A 15,295-nucleotide genomic window follows, 5' to 3' on the forward strand; every position below is an offset into this window, starting at 1 on the left:
GGCTTATCCCTTGACTGCACCGGCGGTCATGCCTGCAACGATCTGCCGGTTGAAGAAAATGAAGACGATCAGGGGTGGAATGGTCACGAGAAGGATGTTCATGAACAGCAGATTGAACTGCGTCTGGAACTGTCCCTGAAAGTTATAGAGCGTCAGCTGCACCGTGACATTTTCGCGGCCCGGCAGATAATAGAGCGGGTTGGTGAAATCGTTGAAGATGGCTATTGACTGGACGACGATGACCGTAACGGTGACCGGCTTCAGCAGCGGCAGGATGACGCGAAAGAAGATCTGTAACGGTTTTGCACCGTCAATGATTGCGGCCTCGTCGAGATCCCGAGGAATGGTTGCGATGAAACTGCGAAACAGCAAAACCGTGAAGCCAAGGCCATAGGCAAGCTGGATCAGAACCATGCCAGATAGTGTCTTGAAGAGACCAAGCATCTGCAACACCCAGATGGTCGGGACAACGGCCGGGGGGATCATCAGGCCGGCTAGCACGCAGCCGTAGATGACCGGGTTCCAGCGTGACGGGCGGCGCTGCAGCACATAGCCGACCATGGCGCCGAAGAGCACCAGCAATGTGACGGCGGCCACAGTGATGACGGTCGAATTGAAATAGGCAAGCAGCAGCATGTAGTTGCGGGTCTGGACGACCTCCATGAAGTTCTGCCAGAGCTGCCACTCGGCCGGCCAGCTGAATTTCAGCGTTGCCGCATCCTGCTTCGTCTTGGCGGCCATGATGAAGATAAACATGAATGGCAGCACGAAGATCACGCCGCAAGCAGCCAAGGCCGCAATCCCGGTATAGATCTGGCGGCGTCTCATAGATCCACCTCCTTGCGATTGAACCAGGCCGTCAGCGGCAGGACGATCAGCCCGATGAGGAGGAAGAGGATCACGTTACCGGCAGTCGAGAGACCGTAGAAACCCGCCTGATATTGCTTGTAGATGACGCTTGCCAGCACATCCGAAGAAAAGCCCGGACCGCCGCGCGTCATCGCCCAGACAAGATCGAAGCTTCTTAGCCCCCCGATGAGGGAGAGCGTCACGACGGTGACGGTGGCGGGTCTGACCAGCGGCACGGTGACACGAAAGAACATCTGGCGGCCAGTCGCCCCATCAATGCGGGCGGCCTCATAGTAGTCCGGGCTGATTGAGGCGAGACCTGCAATATAGATGACCGTTGCAAGCCCGATCCCTTTCCAGAGGTCGACGAAAATGATGGAGTAAAGCGCAAGCGCGGGGTCGGTCAGCCAGCCCGGACCATGGACGCCGATCGCAGCAAGTGCCACATTGATCAGCCCGCGTGTCGGATGCATGAGCACCGAGAAGGTGATGCCGACGCCAATCGTCGAGACGAGAACCGGAAAGAAAATCACGGTACGCAGCAGGCCTTGTCCCCAAAGCCCGGAGGTCAGCAATACGGCGAGCAGCAGACCGAGAACGGTTTTCGTGCCCGAGGTCAGGACAGCATAAATGATCGTGTTGACGAGGCCCTGTATCAAAAAGGGCTCGCGAAAGAACTGCCGGTAATTTTCTAGCCCGATGAACTGTGTCGTGAACAGGTCCCAGCGCGTGAGGCTGAACCAGAAGGACGCGATCGTCGGGGCCAGAAACAGAACAGTGAAGACCACTGCCGCTGGCAGCACAAACCAGTAGGGATAGGCGGACTTTCGTGTTGTCATACGGACACCTTGAAGCGTCCCCCATCCAGGTTGACCTGGATGGGGCATCGGCTGGGAGGTTACCAGTTCGGCAGGCCAAGCTGCTTGGCCTGCTTCTCGACATCCTGGTCGTAGAGCGCAGCCGCGTCCTTGGCGGAGCGGATGCCGGTTCCGACTTCAACCGTAATCTGCTCTAGTGCCGGTCCCTTGACGGGTGAGAGGAACTCGAGTGCCGGGCCGTTGCGGCCCTCAGTGTCAAAATAAGGGAGCATGTCGGAAACAGCCGGCGGAATATCTTTCGGGAGCTCGCACCCCTTTACGAGATACGGACCCGACGGGACGGCCTTTGCCATCAAGTCGCAGGCTTCCTTGGAGCCAACGAAATCAAGGAATTTCTTGGCTTCCTCGACATTTTCAGATTTGGCAGAAACATAGAGCGCTGAAGGCATCCAGACCGTCAGGCCATTCTTTCCAGCATCCATGCCCGGTTGAGCGAAGAAGCCGAGATCTTTCAGATTGTCCGGAAAGTTCTGCTGGACATTGCCGATACCGAACGTGAGGTTCGGATAGTGCGCGGCCTCACCCGTCGCGACCATGCGCATGCCGTCGTCAAATGTCGCAGCACCGAAGTCGGCATTGAGGTAGCCTCCCTTGGCCACTTCCTCCAGGTGTTCGAAGCCATGCAGTGCCGCAGGCGTATTGGCATACTTGACCTTGTTGGCAGTGTAGTCGTCGGCGAAATTCGGGACCTCGGCCTGAACATTATAGAAATCGGCAAGCACGAAGAGCTGCGACGTCCAGGTCGTGCCGTAGGTCTGGGCGACTGCCACCTTTCCGGCCGCCTTGATCTTCTCATTGTTGCTCATGAACTCCGCCCAGGTCTTCGGCGGGGTGAGGCCGAGATCGGCGTAGATCTTCTTGTTATAGAATATGCCGCCACCCATGGCCGGACCGAAGGGAATGCCGCGGACATGGCCGTCCGGGCCGCTAGCAACCTTCTTGAACGTGTCAAGAATACCAGCTTCCGAGGGAAGGTCGGCAAGGTCGGCTATCGTTTCCTGCGGCTTCAAAGCCTGGAACAGCGAACCGCTATTATACTGGAAGATATCCGCCATCTCGCCGGTCGCGAGCCGGGTCTTGATGATGTTGTCGCCTTCGGAGCCGCCCGCGCGCTGCTCGACGTCGAAGCTGACGTCAGGATGCTTTTCCGTATAGGCCTTTGAAACCGCATCGAACGAGGCAATGGATTCCGGATTGGTATCGATCAGCACACTGAGGGTCACATCCGCATGTGCCACTCCAGCGGCAAGAGCCATGATGCTGGCTGCAAGGATGCTGCACTTCGTCATTCGCATAGTCATTTCCTCCTCTTGAAGACCGGAATGCGTAAGCTGATTGCCCGCAGATCGAAGGCCTGCAGGCAAATTGCATCAGTTGGAAAACGTAATCTTATGCTCCCCCGCGCCGAGCCTGATTTCCTTGCCTTGCTCGACATTGGCGCCATTGGCCTGCAGCGACTTGCGCTCGCTTTTCCCCTCGAGACGCGCAGTGACACCTTCCGGCAGCACCAGGCGGCATGTGACGAAACCTTCCTCCAGGGTCCATCCAGCCTCGATTCGACCAAAGCGCGTATCATGCCATGCCGAAACCGGCGAGAGAGCAGGCAAGATTGCGGGATCGAAGAGAACTTCCTCGAAACCGGGCTTGTCTTCCAGCGGCTTGATCCCGGCAACGTCTTCGAAGAGCCATTGGCAGACCGCGCCATAGGCATAGTGGTTGTAGCTGTTCATGTCGGGATCATAGATCGTACCATCTTCGGAAAGTGCATCCCATCGCTCCCAGATCGAAGTCGCGCCGCGGTCGACCTGATAGAGCCATCCGGGAACCTTCCGGTTCAGGAACATCTTCTCGGCAAGGTCCACCATACCAAGTCGCGTCAGCGCCGGCAGCAGGGCGGGAGTGCCGATAAAGCCCGTACCGATGACCCCATCCGTTTCCTCCGCCACCCTACGGAAGTAGCCTTGCGCGGCTTCCTCGTATTCCGGCGGAACGAGGCCATAGAGGAAGGCCAGGGCCCACGAGGTCTGGTCATTATGGGCAATGCGGCCGGAGGGTGCGAAGAACTCGTGTCTGAATGCTGTCTTAATCTCCTCAGCACGCTTCTCGAGCCGAGCGGCTTCGACGGTCTCACCGAGAGTACGGGCGATCTTTGCCGTCAGTTGCGTTGAAATGAAGTGGTATAGGGTAGCTGCGCAATCATCTGCTATGGTCGGGCGGGGCTTTCTGTTATCCCCGACCGGCTGAAGCCAGTCGCCGAAGGTGAAGCCGTGCGCGCCCCAGACGGCGGGCGGCCGGATGATCGGCCCGTCAGAGATGCCCCAGAGATAATCGAGCCAGCGCAACATTGCGGGGAAGCACTCTTCCAAGGCAGCGCTGTCACCGTAATGCAGGTAAAGCTGCCAGGGAATGATGACGATCGCATCGCCCCAGCCGGTCGATCCCGCCCAGTCACCGCGGCCATCGATTGGGTGGAGCCGCGTCGGATCGGGTGAAAAATGCGACACTGCCCCATTGGCCCGTTGATCGTGGATGACATCGCGCAGGTATTTCTTGAGGAAGGAGTGGCTGTCGGCAAGCCAGCAGGCCGTTCCGGCGAAAACCTGCGCATCACCGGTCCAGCCGAGACGCTCGTCGCGCTGCGGGCAATCGGTCGGCACTTCGATGAAATTCGAGCGCTGCGACCAGATCGTGTTTTCGACCAATCGGTTGACGCTCGCAACACCTGAGGTAAACCCGCCGGCAGTCAGGGGTACCGAGGTTATCGGCACCATCGTGATGGCGGTGAGTTCGGCCTCACCTGTCACAGTGATGCGCGCGTAACGGAAGCCGAAGAAGGTGAAGAGCGGCGCATAATCCTCCTCGCCTTGCCCGGAAAGCGTATACGAGACTTCAGCACGCGCACTGCGATAATTGCGATTGTCGAAGAAGCGATCGGGGCCGAGCACTTCGGAATGCTCGACGCGCACCTTTGCTCCGGCGACACCCCTAAGGCGCAGCCGGACATAGGCGCCGGCATTCTGTCCGAAATCAAAGACAGTGCGGCCATCGGCCTCCGTCCAGCTGTCGGTCGGTGAAAGAGCGTCCAATTCCTTGACCGCACCAGTCTCATGCGGGACGAGCAAGGCCCTGTCGAAGGAGAGCACATCGACGCCATGGCTATCCTTTGGGCGAATGCGGGCGTCATAATCCTCGCCATAGTAGATGCCGTTGCGAACAACGGGTGTGAAGCCGCTCTTCCAGCTATCGTCGGTTTTCACGAGTAGCTCGCCGCCGGCGCGCAGTTCTGCGATCGCCCCCGTCCGGTCGCCCCAGCAATTGAGTATCGGGTTGGATGCCCACATCAGCTGGCTGCGATACCAGCCGTCGCCAAGCCAGATTTCGATGCGATTGTTGCCGGGTTGCAGGAGCTTAGCGACATCGTAGGCCTGATAGGCAATCCGGTCGTCGTAGCAGGTCCAGCCGGGGGTCAAGAGATCGGTACCCACGCGTTTTCCATTGAGGAAGGCGCGGTAGAGACCGAGGGCCGAGAGACTGAGAACTGCTTCGGCCGGAACCACATCGAGCGAGAATTCCCGCGCGACGAATGTGCCCTGTGTTGCCTGGCCACCGTCGCAGGCGGGTCCGATCATCGACGCTGTAAAATGGAAAGCAGAACCGGCAAGGCCGTCTTCCCCGGCAAGGCCGTGGGCCGAAACAGTCTTCATCTAGAACCTCCCCAATCGCCAATTCCTCCGGCGATTGCTTTGTGTGTATCGTTCTATGTATATCATTCTACACTATCGATTGCCGCGCAAGAGCTTTTGTGTCTATAATTTTCCGAACACCGGGGAATGAGGCGATTTGGAATGAAAAATCAGACCGTTAACGCGACAAGAGACAGGGTCACTATCCGTGACGTGGCCCACGATGCCGGTGTCTCCGTCGCTGCGGTCTCGAAAGTTCTGCGTAATGCTTACGGGGTCAGCGAGGTCTTGCGAACCAAGGTCGAGATCTCGATCGAAAAATTGAACTACCGACCTTCTGTCGCAGCGCGAGCCATGCGTGGCCGCACGCAGACGGTTGGCGTCCTGGTGATCGAATTGTCGAACCCGTTCCTGGCGGGTGTCATCGAGGAGGCCAATGCCAGGCTGGCGAAAAGCAGCTTCAAGGCACTGATCGGCATCGGCCGTTCTACGAGCCCGATCGAAGCTTCCATGATCGAATCGATGATCGACAACCGCATGGATGGCGTTCTGATCATCGCTCCCAGGATATCGAGCAAGGTGCTGGAGCGCTATGCACGCCAGATCCCGATCGTCGTCATCGCGCACCATGAGCCGCATGCGCAGACCTATGACACGGTCAATTCCGACGATCGACGGGGCGCCTGCCTGGCCGTGGAAGCAGCGTTGCGGTCCGGCTACACGGACATCGCGATGCTCGGTTATGACCTTGCCGATTCACCGCCCACCATCGTCGCCCTCCAGCGCGAAAAGGGCTATCTTGACGGCATGAAGGCTGCGGGCCTAGAGGCCCGCATCATCCGTCTGCCGCTTGTGGGATCCGACCGCCGGGCCGCCATCAATGATTTTCTGGCCCTGAATGACCGTCCCCGCGCGGTTTTCGTCTGGTCCGATCTCGATGCTGTGCCACTCATCAATGCCGCGCGCATGAGTGGCATACGTGTCCCGGAAGATCTTGCAATTGTCGGCTACGACAATTCGCCGATGGCGGCCATACCGCTCGTCGGCCTGACAAGTGTAGACCAGAACGCCGCTGAACTCGGCAGGACCGCGAGCGAAGCGCTGCTTAGCCGAATAGAAGGACGCAAGGACGCTCGCCACGTCCTGATCGAACCCCGTATCGAATGGCGCGGCAGCACCTGAATGCTCCCAGAAAAAAAGCTTGGGGTCTCGTTCAATTGGTGCCTGGGCTCCGCCAGTGGCTCCAGCAACCACTGCGATTTTCGGTGGCGCTGAGACGGATCTCAGGACGGACTGGGAATCGGCGGCAAATCTGGCGCCTCCAATCCGGAAAACGGATCGCGCCATGCATCGATCTCATGGAGACGGTCGGCCCACCGTTTTATTGCGGGATACCGATCAATCGGGAGGCGCGCGGCGTCGTTGAACGGCAAGAATGTCGCCATCCGAAAATCTGCAAAGGAAATCGTCTCGCCGACCAACCACGATCGATCAGCAAGCTGGCTTTCGAGAATGCCGGCGGCCTTGTGGAATTGTCCAAGACCCTCTTCAACCATCCTCTCGTCACAGGTTCCGATGCCGTAACGCAACTTCGTGCCTCGCTCCCAATGCACGACGTCACAGGCCTTGACGAAATTCTCCTTCGCCCAGCTGATCCAGCGTATCATTTCCGGCTCATGATCGTCGGTTCTCCAGAAATTCGAGCCAACACGACGGGAAAACCAGCACGCGATCGCATCGGTCTCCCAAAGTGTGCGACCGCTATGCTCCAAGATAGGCAACAGAAGGTTTGGGTTGAGTGAAGAAAATCGCTCCGACTGCCCTGGGGCCATTGGTGCGGCAAACTCGAATTCCACCTCCATTTTCAAGAACCGCGCCACGGCGACAGCGAGTCGCGGATTGGGGTTTCTGCTGAAATAAATCTTCATTAGGTCTTTGCCTCCACTGTCTTCATAGCAAAAGACGAACGACGACCGAGCCTTTCGACATGGCGATGAAAATTCTGCTGGGCCCGCGACATAGCTATCCCACAGAAGGGTAGTGACGGCGCGAAGCACGTTTTCTCCTCCGCCCGCCCTGGGGAGCCAATGGCACAAGGGTTTTGTCCTCGTCCGGCGAGGCGCGGCCAGGTCAGGTTTAGCGCGTTAGGCCTATCGCCCGCGCTGTAGGCACATTAAGAAAAGAACCATATTATACCTTGCAGAGTATATTTAAGGGCTTTATATGAAGACTAAGCAAGAGCGATTCACGCTCTTCGTTGAGCGGCTGGCCGGCGCGGAGGCAGCAGGAACACATGACGAGGCGTGTGAACTTATCCGCGAGACCCTCGACGGCGTTGAAGACGAGTTTTCCGGCGTTGCCTCCCACCCGTCAGCTTTTCAGACGGATGGACGAATGTACCCTCCACAAGCTGACAACGCCCGGAAAGTACCGGGCCATCCAGGCACCATCCGGTATCGATCCAGAGCACACAACACGATCATCGGAGCAAATGGCGCTATACGGATTGAAACAATAGGGTTTCAAAAAGCTGTAGTCCTCGAAAAGCTGGGCGCGGATGGAGAAGGATTGGGAATATGACAGCAACTAGCCTTTTGACTGATACAGTCGCTCACCTCCAAGAGCTTGGGTTCGCCGTTGAAACTGACGCTGCTGATGATCCGAATGGCGAGACATTTCTGGACATCACAAGGAACGATTTCTCCACGCAAATCTCCTTCCGCCCGCATGCTGGACTAGGGCTATTCATTTCCGACGATGCGTACGGACAGAGACCTGATGAGGTCTACCGAAACGCGGAAAAGGCTGCCAATCGGGTCGATCAGTTATTCAGGCAATTCGAAAGGTCGGGATCTATTGGATACCTCACTCTCGTGGACATGCGGAAGCTCAACAACCTGTCGCAGGTAGAGCTTGCTGAGGCTCTTTCGATCAAGCAACCGTCGGTCAACAGAATCGAGAAGCGGGAAAACATAAAGTTCGAAACTCTGGCGAAGCATGTGGCCGCGATGGGTGGCCGCCTTGAGATGCGCGTTGTTTTCGACGAAATGGAAGCCCGGCTAGAGATTCCATCTTCCCAGGTAGGATGATGCCAATGCAGGCTCCAACTTTAAATCTAGTCGTCCTCAGGGCAAGCGACCCTGGTTCTCTGGCTTCGTTTTACCAAACTCTTGGTTTTCAGTTCCAAAAAGAGAAGCACGGTTCAGGCCCCGAACATCTCGCGTCGAAGACAGGTGGCTCGGTCCTTGAAATCTATCCCAAAGGCACCGAGAGCTTAGACACGACCGCGGTTCGCCTAGGGTTTCAAGTCCCATCGATCTCAAAAGTCTTGAGTAATCTGGGCAGCGCCGTGGATATGATATCTCGGCCTTCCAAATCCGATTGGGGCACCCGTTGCGTTATTAGGGACCCTGAAGGACATAAGATCGAACTACTTGAGGCGTAGCGTTCGAGTAAAGGTCGCTCGCGCAATGAACGCCTGCGGGAATCCCAAGAGTTCGGCTGGATTTTCGCTATATTTCACATGCGCGAGCGATATCTCGTCCATTCGCTAGTGGCGGCCAACGCGGCTAGGCACCGTGCCAGTGAAGCTTGCGATGAACCATCTGTCAGAACGTGTTTGAATTCCAAGGTGCGTCCCGATTGGCTAATTTGTACATTTGCGGTTATAGAGCCCCCAGTTTGTGAAGACCAACATCTGAGAGCATAGCATGACAAGCCAACATGCGGGCCGCGCAGGCGCTACATACGCCGCGCCGGACGGCAAGCCCGGAAGCGATCCGGTCGCCGTGGCACATTCGGTACCGATGGTAGCCTTCAAGGGCGCCGGGAAGCGTTACGGGCCCGCGGGCGAAGGTGGTTTCACCGCCGTCGAAAGTGTCGATCTGACAGTTGAACGCGGTGCCATCACCGGCATAATCGGTCGCTCTGGCGCCGGCAAATCGACGCTCATCCGCATGGTCAACGGTCTCGAGAGCGTGACGTCGGGCAAGGTGCTCGTCGATGGTGTCGACGTCGGCGCGCTTGGTGAGGACGGTCTGCGTGGCCTGCGCCGCCAGATCGGCATGATTTTTCAGCATTTCAATCTACTGTCGTCGCGCACCGCCTTCGACAATGTGGCGCTGCCGCTGGAAATTGCAGGCGTCGACAAGAAGGCGATCCGTGCCAAGGTCGGGCCGCTGCTCGACCTTGTCGGCCTCGGCGATAAGGCCGGCAGCTATCCTTCCGAACTCTCGGGCGGCCAGAAGCAGCGCGTCGGCATTGCCCGCGCGCTGGCGACGGACCCCAAGCTACTGCTCTCCGATGAGGCCACCTCGGCGCTCGACCCGGAGACAACGCAGTCGATCCTCGAGCTCCTGAAGCGGATCAATGCCGATCTGGGTCTCACCGTTCTCCTGATTACCCACGAGATGGAAGTGGTGAAAACCATCGCCAGCCACGTGGCTGTCATCGACGCCGGCCGCATCGTCGAATCCGGCCGTACCTTCGACGTCTATACCAACCCGCAGCACGAGACGACGCGCACGCTGCTCGCCTCGGCCCTGAGACTGCCGAACTGGCTGCGTTCCGCCGTCAAGCCGCAGCAATCGGCCGGCGACCGTGTGCTCGTCCGGCTGGTGTTCTTCGGCGACACGGCCTTTCAACCTCTGACCGGCCGGCTTGTCGCCGAGCTCGGCTCCGACGTCAATATTCTCGCTGGCGCGATCGAGGAGATATCGGGCGAGCCCTTTGGCTCACTTGTCGTTTCCTATTCGGCGGAGCCGGATGTCGTCGCGCGGGCTAACCGCTTCTATGCCGAAACGGGCCTTACCACGGAGGTGCTCGGCTATGTCGCCTGATATGCTCTTCAACCTGCTCTCCAAGGCGCTGATGCAGACCCTGCAGATGGTCTTCATCGCCGGCATCGTCGGCTCGATCATCGGCCTGCCGATCGGCGTGTTTCTGGCCACATCAGGTAAGGGCGAGCTGTTTCCGGCACCGAAGACCAATCGCGTGCTGGGTTTGATCGTCAACGCCGCTCGCTCGACGCCGTTCATCATCCTGGTCGTTGCCATCGTGCCTCTGACGCGCCTTTTGACGGGTACGTCCATCGGCACCTGGGCAGCAATCGTGCCGCTGACCATCGCCACCATTCCGTTTTTCGCACGCCTCGTTGAATCTGCCATCCGCGAGGTCGACAAGGGCCTGATCGAGGCCGCCCGCGCCATGGGAGCAACGCCATCCCAGATCGTCTACAAAGTGCTGCTTCCAGAGGCGCGACCCAGCATCCTCATGGCGCTGACGATGACCATCGTCAGTCTGATCGGCTACTCGGCTATGGTCGGGGCCGTCGGCGGCGGAGGCCTGGGCGACCTCGGCATCCGCTTTGGCTACCAGCGTTTCAATCCGGAGATGATGGTACTCGTTGTCGCGGTGCTGATCGTGCTCGTGCAGGTCGTGCAGAGCGCCGGCGACGGGCTCGCCCGCCGCTTCGACAAGCGTAACCGGAAGAACTGATCCTTTACTCGCATACCCAATAACATACCAAGGAGTCTCCCATGAAAAAGTTCATCATCGCCGCCGCGATTGCGGCCTTTGCAGCCGGCTCGGCCTTCGCCGAGGATATCAAGGTTGGCGTCACGCCAGGCGAGCACGCCCAGATCATGGAAAAGGTCGCCGAAGTCGCCAAGACCAAGGGTCTGAATATCGAGATCGTCGAGTTCTCCGACTATGTCGTGCCGAACCAGGCGCTGGCCGACGGCGACATCCAGGCCAACTCGTTCCAGCACCAGCCCTATCTCGACAACCAGATTGCCGACCGTAAGTTCGATCTCGTCAGCATCGGCACGACCATCACCACGCCGATGGGTGTCTACTCCAAGAAGGCGAAGAGCCTCGACGAACTGAAGGACGGCGCTACCGTTGCCATCCCGAACGACCCGACCAACGGCGGTCGTGCGCTTCTGGTTCTGGCCAGCAAGGGCCTGATCAAGTTCAAGGACAACCCGGGCATCAAGGTGACGGTTGCCGATATCGTCGAGAACCCGAAGAACATCGAGTTCGCCGAAATCGATGCCGCCCAGCTGCCACGTTCGCTTGAAGACGTCGATGCCGCCGTCATCAACACCAACTACGCCATGGAAGCCGGCCTGCATCCCAAGACCGACGCCATCGCCATCGAAGGCGAAAAGTCACCCTATGCCAACGTCATCGTCGTTCGCGCCGCCGACAAGGACGCGCCCTGGGCCAAGACACTGGTCGAGTCCTACCATGATGAAAGCATCCGCAAGTTCATCAACGAGCAGTTCAAGGGCGCCCTGATCGCGTCCTGGTAAAATCCCGCTTTATCGGGCCAATACAGTGAAACGGTTCGGCTCCGCCGGGCCGTTTTTTCGTTGATCAGGGGCATTTTGTCTTCGCCAAATCGTCCGCGATAACGGGCATTGCGAGCGGAAGAATACCGCTGGCCCCACTCCTGCCGGTTCCTTCTCATCGGACCTGCGAAACCTTGGAGCGGTCCCATAGTTGCCGATTTGCTAGCCGGGGGGATCGCCTCCCACCCGACTGGTTATCGGGTCGATCTACGCTAAAGCTCAGGTATCGTGAGGCAGATCGCAGGTCACGCCCAGAATGTCCGGAAAACCACCTACTTAACAATGTCGTCTTTCACAGTTTATTAAGACACTTGTACTGAAGCTTCGGCGGGATTGGCAGCGGATTCTTGTGCAATGGTGAATGGAGCAGTTTTCTTCCTTGTGGTGAATTTCATCATCGCAATCTGCTTTGCGCTGGTGTTCGCCGTCGTGGCGGTGCGAAGCCAGTCGCGCCAGGCTGCGCTATGGTTCTCGGCAGGTTTTGCTGTCGCCTCTCTTTCTGCCCTCAGTGAACTCTTCGTTGCGTATACAGATTTGTCGAAGCTCTTCGCAGTTTTGGCATTTGCAACTGTGCTTGGTGGCATGATCCTGCTGCGCTTTGGTATTGGCGAGCTTTACGGCGTGCGGATCGCGCCATTCTGGGCGATATCTTTTTTCACCCTTTGCATCTTACTTGATCTGTTTATCTATGGCCTGCCGCGTAGCACGCTCAGGCACGCCTTATCTTATCAAACACCTTTTGCGCTGGTCATTCTTACCAGCGCTGCTGCGGTCTTCGCGTCACGGCGCCGCGCAAGGATCGATCGGGTCCTCGGCTATCTGCTTACCGCAACCGGTCTACATTTCTTTGCAAAGGCTGGTCTGGCAGTGACCGCCGGTGCCGGGGTGGCGGCAACTGACTATATTCGTACAAACTACGCATTGATTTCACAGGGATCGACTGCCGTATTGATCGTGGCAGTTGGTCTGACACTGCTTTCGGTCCTCGTCCTCGATATCATGGCCGACGAACGCAGCAATTCCGAAAGGGATGTACTTTCGGATCTTGCCAACCGCCGCGGTTTCGAGAACGGTGTCGCCGCTGCCCGCCTTGTCGCCCCCGCCGTCCGGCATTCCGTCATAACCTGCGATATCGATCGCTTCAAAAGCATCAACGACACGTTCGGTCACCATGCCGGAGACAAGGTGATCCGCGCCTTTGCTGACCTCCTGAAATCCGGCGCCGCGCCGAATTTCATCGTCGGGCGCATCGGCGGCGAGGAGTTTGCCGTGTTCATGCCGAACACAACGGTGGAAACGGCCATGCTGTTTGCCAGCTCTGTACGACGCGGAGCGACGGGGATCACTGTGGAGGGGTTGCCTCCAACACTGACGGTTAGCGCGAGCTTCGGTGTTGCCGAAATTCCCGTCGGAGAAAGCCTTGACGACGCAATGCGCCGGGCCGACATGGCACTTTACGAAGCAAAGCGAGCCGGGAGAAATTGCGTTAGGCAGGCCCGACAAACCCGCTCCGGGTCGCCGGATATCAGGCTGGTGACATGAGAACGGGCCTTCGGGATGGACTCGTTCTCCGTCTTACCTGAAATGCCTGTTTTTCTGGCCTGCCTGAGACCATACCGCAAAGCCTCCAATCTGTTTTCACGCTGCCATAGCGTTATAATCCATACTGTCTAGATCGGCGATAAGGCCCGGACCCATCGGCTTCCATCCAAGTACTTGTTGCGTCGTTTTGCTGGAAGCAGGAAAGTCCATTCCAGCAAATATCGCCATCCAGCCGAAATGATCGGCGGCTTCCGTCGGTGCGACCGATACGACAGGAAGGTTCAGGCCACGGCCGAGCGCCTTCGCGATCTCGCGGGTCTCGATCCCTTCTTCTCCGACCGCGTGATACCGAGCTCCGGCTTCGGCTCTCTCGACAACCAGGCGATAAAGCAATGCCACATCGCGCAGATGACCCGCCGGGAACCGATTGAGACCCTCGCCCACATAAGCACAGACGCCTTTCGCCCTGGCAATTTCGATAAGTGGCGAGATAAGGCCCTGCTTGATCGTATTGTGTACCTGCGGAAGTCGCACGACCGACACATTGACGCCCGCATCAAGCAGGGCATTCCCGGCGAGTTCGGAAGCAACACGCGGGTTGGGATGAGCCGTGTTGCAGATATTCTCGCTTGCAGGTTTGCCGAGCTCGGCATTGCCCAGTCCCGTGCCGGAGGTGATTACAAGAGGGCGTTTCGACCCCTTGAGCGCCTCGCCGAGCGCACGAATTGCGCAGCTGTCTTTCTGGCAATTGTCGACAAAGCGCGAAAAATCATGGTCGAAAGCTGTATGTATGACACCATCCGCTTTTTCCGCACCTGCCCGAAGAGTATCGGGTTCCTCGAGCGTGCCGCGATGAACTTCAACGCCCGCGGCTTCGAGTGCCTTTGCGCCGGCATCTGAACGTGTCATGCCGATTACATGATGCCCTGCGTTTTGGAGTTCAGGTAACATGGCCGAGCCGATGAAGCCGGTCGCCCCGGTAAGGAAAATTCGCATGGGATGTCTCCGTATTGCTGGAGACGCTACTATCCGGCTATTATTTATGCTGTTAAAGTAGTGATCTTATCCTATTATAATGGCTAACAGGAACCATGAGCACTGAAAAGAATCCGCTTGGCGTGTTCCTCAGAGACCGCCGCTTGCGACTTGACCCGGCGACATTCGGCTTTTCGGGGCGGAGGCGCACGCCGGGTTTGCGTCGGGAAGAGGTCGCGCAACGGGCCAACATCAGCCCGACATGGTATACTTGGTTGGAACAAGGTCGTGGTGGCGCCCCATCGGCAGATGTTCTTAACCGCATCGCGAGCGGCTTGATGCTCACTGAACCGGAGCGGGAACATCTCTTCATGCTTGGTCTCGGCCGCCCGCCCGAGGTTTGCTATCGTGTTGTTGCGGGCGTCAGCCCCCGCCTCCAGCGGCTCATCGACACGCTCGACGCAAGCCCCGCTCTCGTGCGGACCGCCGCGTGGGACATCGTCGCCTGGAACCGGGCTGCCACTATCGTCATGACTGACTACGACAGGCTCGCTCCGGACGAGCGAAACATACTGCGTCTATTGTTCTGCAATCCGACAATCAGGACTTTTCAGCACGACTGGGAGGCGATGGCACGATTTGTGGTCGGTGCGTTCCGCGCGGACGCTGCGCGCGCCGGGGCCACGTCGGAGATTGCGGATTTGGTCAACGAACTTTGCCGGGCGAGTCCGGATTTCGACAGGCTCTGGCGTGAAAACGAAGTGATCTCTCACGGAGAAGGAACCAAGCGACTGAAGCATCCCGAATTGGGTGACATCGAGTTGGAGTATTCGGGGTTTGCGGTCGATGGAAGACCAGATCTGAACCTGGTCGTTTACAATCCTATTGATCCAGCCGTAGCCGAACGAATTCGGCGACAGGTTAAAGAAAAGCAATGAACCCGCGCGACCAACGGGTGAGCTCTCCTGAAGTCGCTGGGCGCGTCTGAAAGAGCAAGACGACCGGCAAGCACCAC

The 15,295-nt window shown here is 58.1% G+C and carries 15 protein-coding genes; 9 read left to right on the forward strand and 6 right to left on the reverse strand.

The window, feature by feature from the left end; all coding sequences use genetic code 11:
* Positions 1 to 3: 3 nt before the first annotated feature.
* From AC1DPR_RS15920 to AC1DPR_RS15935, 4 genes are all read right to left on the reverse strand, one after another.
* Positions 4 to 828: a carbohydrate ABC transporter permease gene (locus AC1DPR_RS15920; RefSeq protein ID WP_477816662.1), complete on the reverse strand. Its 825-nt coding sequence runs from the start codon at positions 826 to 828 to the stop codon at positions 4 to 6.
* Positions 825 to 1,688, reverse strand: a complete 864-nt coding sequence (locus tag AC1DPR_RS15925; protein ID WP_113161886.1) for a carbohydrate ABC transporter permease — start codon at positions 1,686 to 1,688, stop codon at positions 825 to 827. Before AC1DPR_RS15925 ends, AC1DPR_RS15920 begins: the two co-directional genes overlap by 4 nt.
* Positions 1,689 to 1,747: 59 nt before the next feature.
* A complete protein-coding gene (locus AC1DPR_RS15930) occupies positions 1,748 to 3,028 on the reverse strand; it encodes an ABC transporter substrate-binding protein (RefSeq protein ID WP_477816663.1) in 1,281 nt (426 codons plus the stop codon).
* A gap of 69 nt (positions 3,029 to 3,097) precedes the next feature.
* Positions 3,098 to 5,431 (reverse strand): family 78 glycoside hydrolase catalytic domain, encoded by a 2,334-nt coding sequence (locus AC1DPR_RS15935; protein ID WP_477816664.1) that lies wholly within the window; start codon positions 5,429 to 5,431, stop codon positions 3,098 to 3,100.
* 141 nt (positions 5,432 to 5,572) lie between these two features.
* Here AC1DPR_RS15935 and AC1DPR_RS15940 point away from each other — a divergent pair, with 141 nt between their 5' ends.
* The gene (locus AC1DPR_RS15940; RefSeq protein WP_477816665.1) at positions 5,573 to 6,592 is read left to right on the forward strand and encodes a LacI family DNA-binding transcriptional regulator; all 1,020 of its coding nucleotides are present in this window, start codon (positions 5,573 to 5,575) and stop codon (positions 6,590 to 6,592) included.
* 101 nt (positions 6,593 to 6,693) lie between these two features.
* Here the strand turns inward: AC1DPR_RS15940 and AC1DPR_RS15945 are convergent, their stop codons facing one another.
* Complete coding sequence (locus tag AC1DPR_RS15945) at positions 6,694 to 7,338, reverse strand: glutathione S-transferase family protein (protein ID WP_477816685.1); 645 nt, start codon at positions 7,336 to 7,338, stop codon at positions 6,694 to 6,696.
* 295 nt (positions 7,339 to 7,633) lie between these two features.
* Between AC1DPR_RS15945 and AC1DPR_RS15950 the strand changes: the two genes are divergently transcribed.
* The 7 genes from AC1DPR_RS15950 to AC1DPR_RS15980 all read left to right on the forward strand — a co-directional run bounded on the left by AC1DPR_RS15950 (position 7,634) and on the right by AC1DPR_RS15980 (position 13,305).
* On the forward strand, positions 7,634 to 7,990 hold the full coding sequence (locus AC1DPR_RS15950; protein ID WP_477816666.1) for a hypothetical protein: 357 nt from the start codon (positions 7,634 to 7,636) through the stop codon (positions 7,988 to 7,990).
* Complete coding sequence (locus AC1DPR_RS15955; RefSeq protein WP_113161891.1) at positions 7,987 to 8,499, forward strand: helix-turn-helix domain-containing protein; 513 nt, start codon at positions 7,987 to 7,989, stop codon at positions 8,497 to 8,499. Before AC1DPR_RS15950 ends, AC1DPR_RS15955 begins: the two co-directional genes overlap by 4 nt.
* A gap of 5 nt (positions 8,500 to 8,504) precedes the next feature.
* Complete coding sequence (locus AC1DPR_RS15960) at positions 8,505 to 8,855, forward strand: VOC family protein (protein ID WP_113161925.1); 351 nt, start codon at positions 8,505 to 8,507, stop codon at positions 8,853 to 8,855.
* Between the two features lie 361 nt (positions 8,856 to 9,216).
* Positions 9,217 to 10,248, forward strand: coding sequence for a methionine ABC transporter ATP-binding protein (locus AC1DPR_RS15965; protein WP_477816686.1), 1,032 nt, complete (start codon positions 9,217 to 9,219; stop codon positions 10,246 to 10,248).
* Positions 10,238 to 10,906, forward strand: a complete 669-nt coding sequence (locus tag AC1DPR_RS15970; protein ID WP_113161892.1) for a methionine ABC transporter permease — start codon at positions 10,238 to 10,240, stop codon at positions 10,904 to 10,906. The genes AC1DPR_RS15965 and AC1DPR_RS15970 overlap by 11 nt, the downstream gene beginning before the upstream one ends.
* Positions 10,907 to 10,947: 41 nt before the next feature.
* Positions 10,948 to 11,724 carry a MetQ/NlpA family ABC transporter substrate-binding protein gene (locus AC1DPR_RS15975; RefSeq protein ID WP_477816667.1) on the forward strand — a complete coding sequence of 259 codons (777 nt, stop codon included), beginning with the start codon at positions 10,948 to 10,950 and terminating at the stop codon, positions 11,722 to 11,724.
* 393 nt (positions 11,725 to 12,117) lie between these two features.
* The gene (locus AC1DPR_RS15980) at positions 12,118 to 13,305 is read left to right on the forward strand and encodes a GGDEF domain-containing protein (protein ID WP_113161893.1); all 1,188 of its coding nucleotides are present in this window, start codon (positions 12,118 to 12,120) and stop codon (positions 13,303 to 13,305) included.
* Between the two features lie 96 nt (positions 13,306 to 13,401).
* Here AC1DPR_RS15980 and AC1DPR_RS15985 read toward each other — a convergent pair whose 3' ends face one another.
* The gene (locus tag AC1DPR_RS15985) at positions 13,402 to 14,301 is read right to left on the reverse strand and encodes an SDR family oxidoreductase (RefSeq protein ID WP_113488851.1); all 900 of its coding nucleotides are present in this window, start codon (positions 14,299 to 14,301) and stop codon (positions 13,402 to 13,404) included.
* Between the two features lie 95 nt (positions 14,302 to 14,396).
* Between AC1DPR_RS15985 and AC1DPR_RS15990 the strand changes: the two genes are divergently transcribed.
* Complete coding sequence (locus AC1DPR_RS15990) at positions 14,397 to 15,218, forward strand: helix-turn-helix transcriptional regulator (protein WP_113488852.1); 822 nt, start codon at positions 14,397 to 14,399, stop codon at positions 15,216 to 15,218.
* Positions 15,219 to 15,295: the final 77 nt, after the last annotated feature.

The sequence above is a fragment of the Rhizobium sp. 01T417 genome (assembly GCF_056398905.1).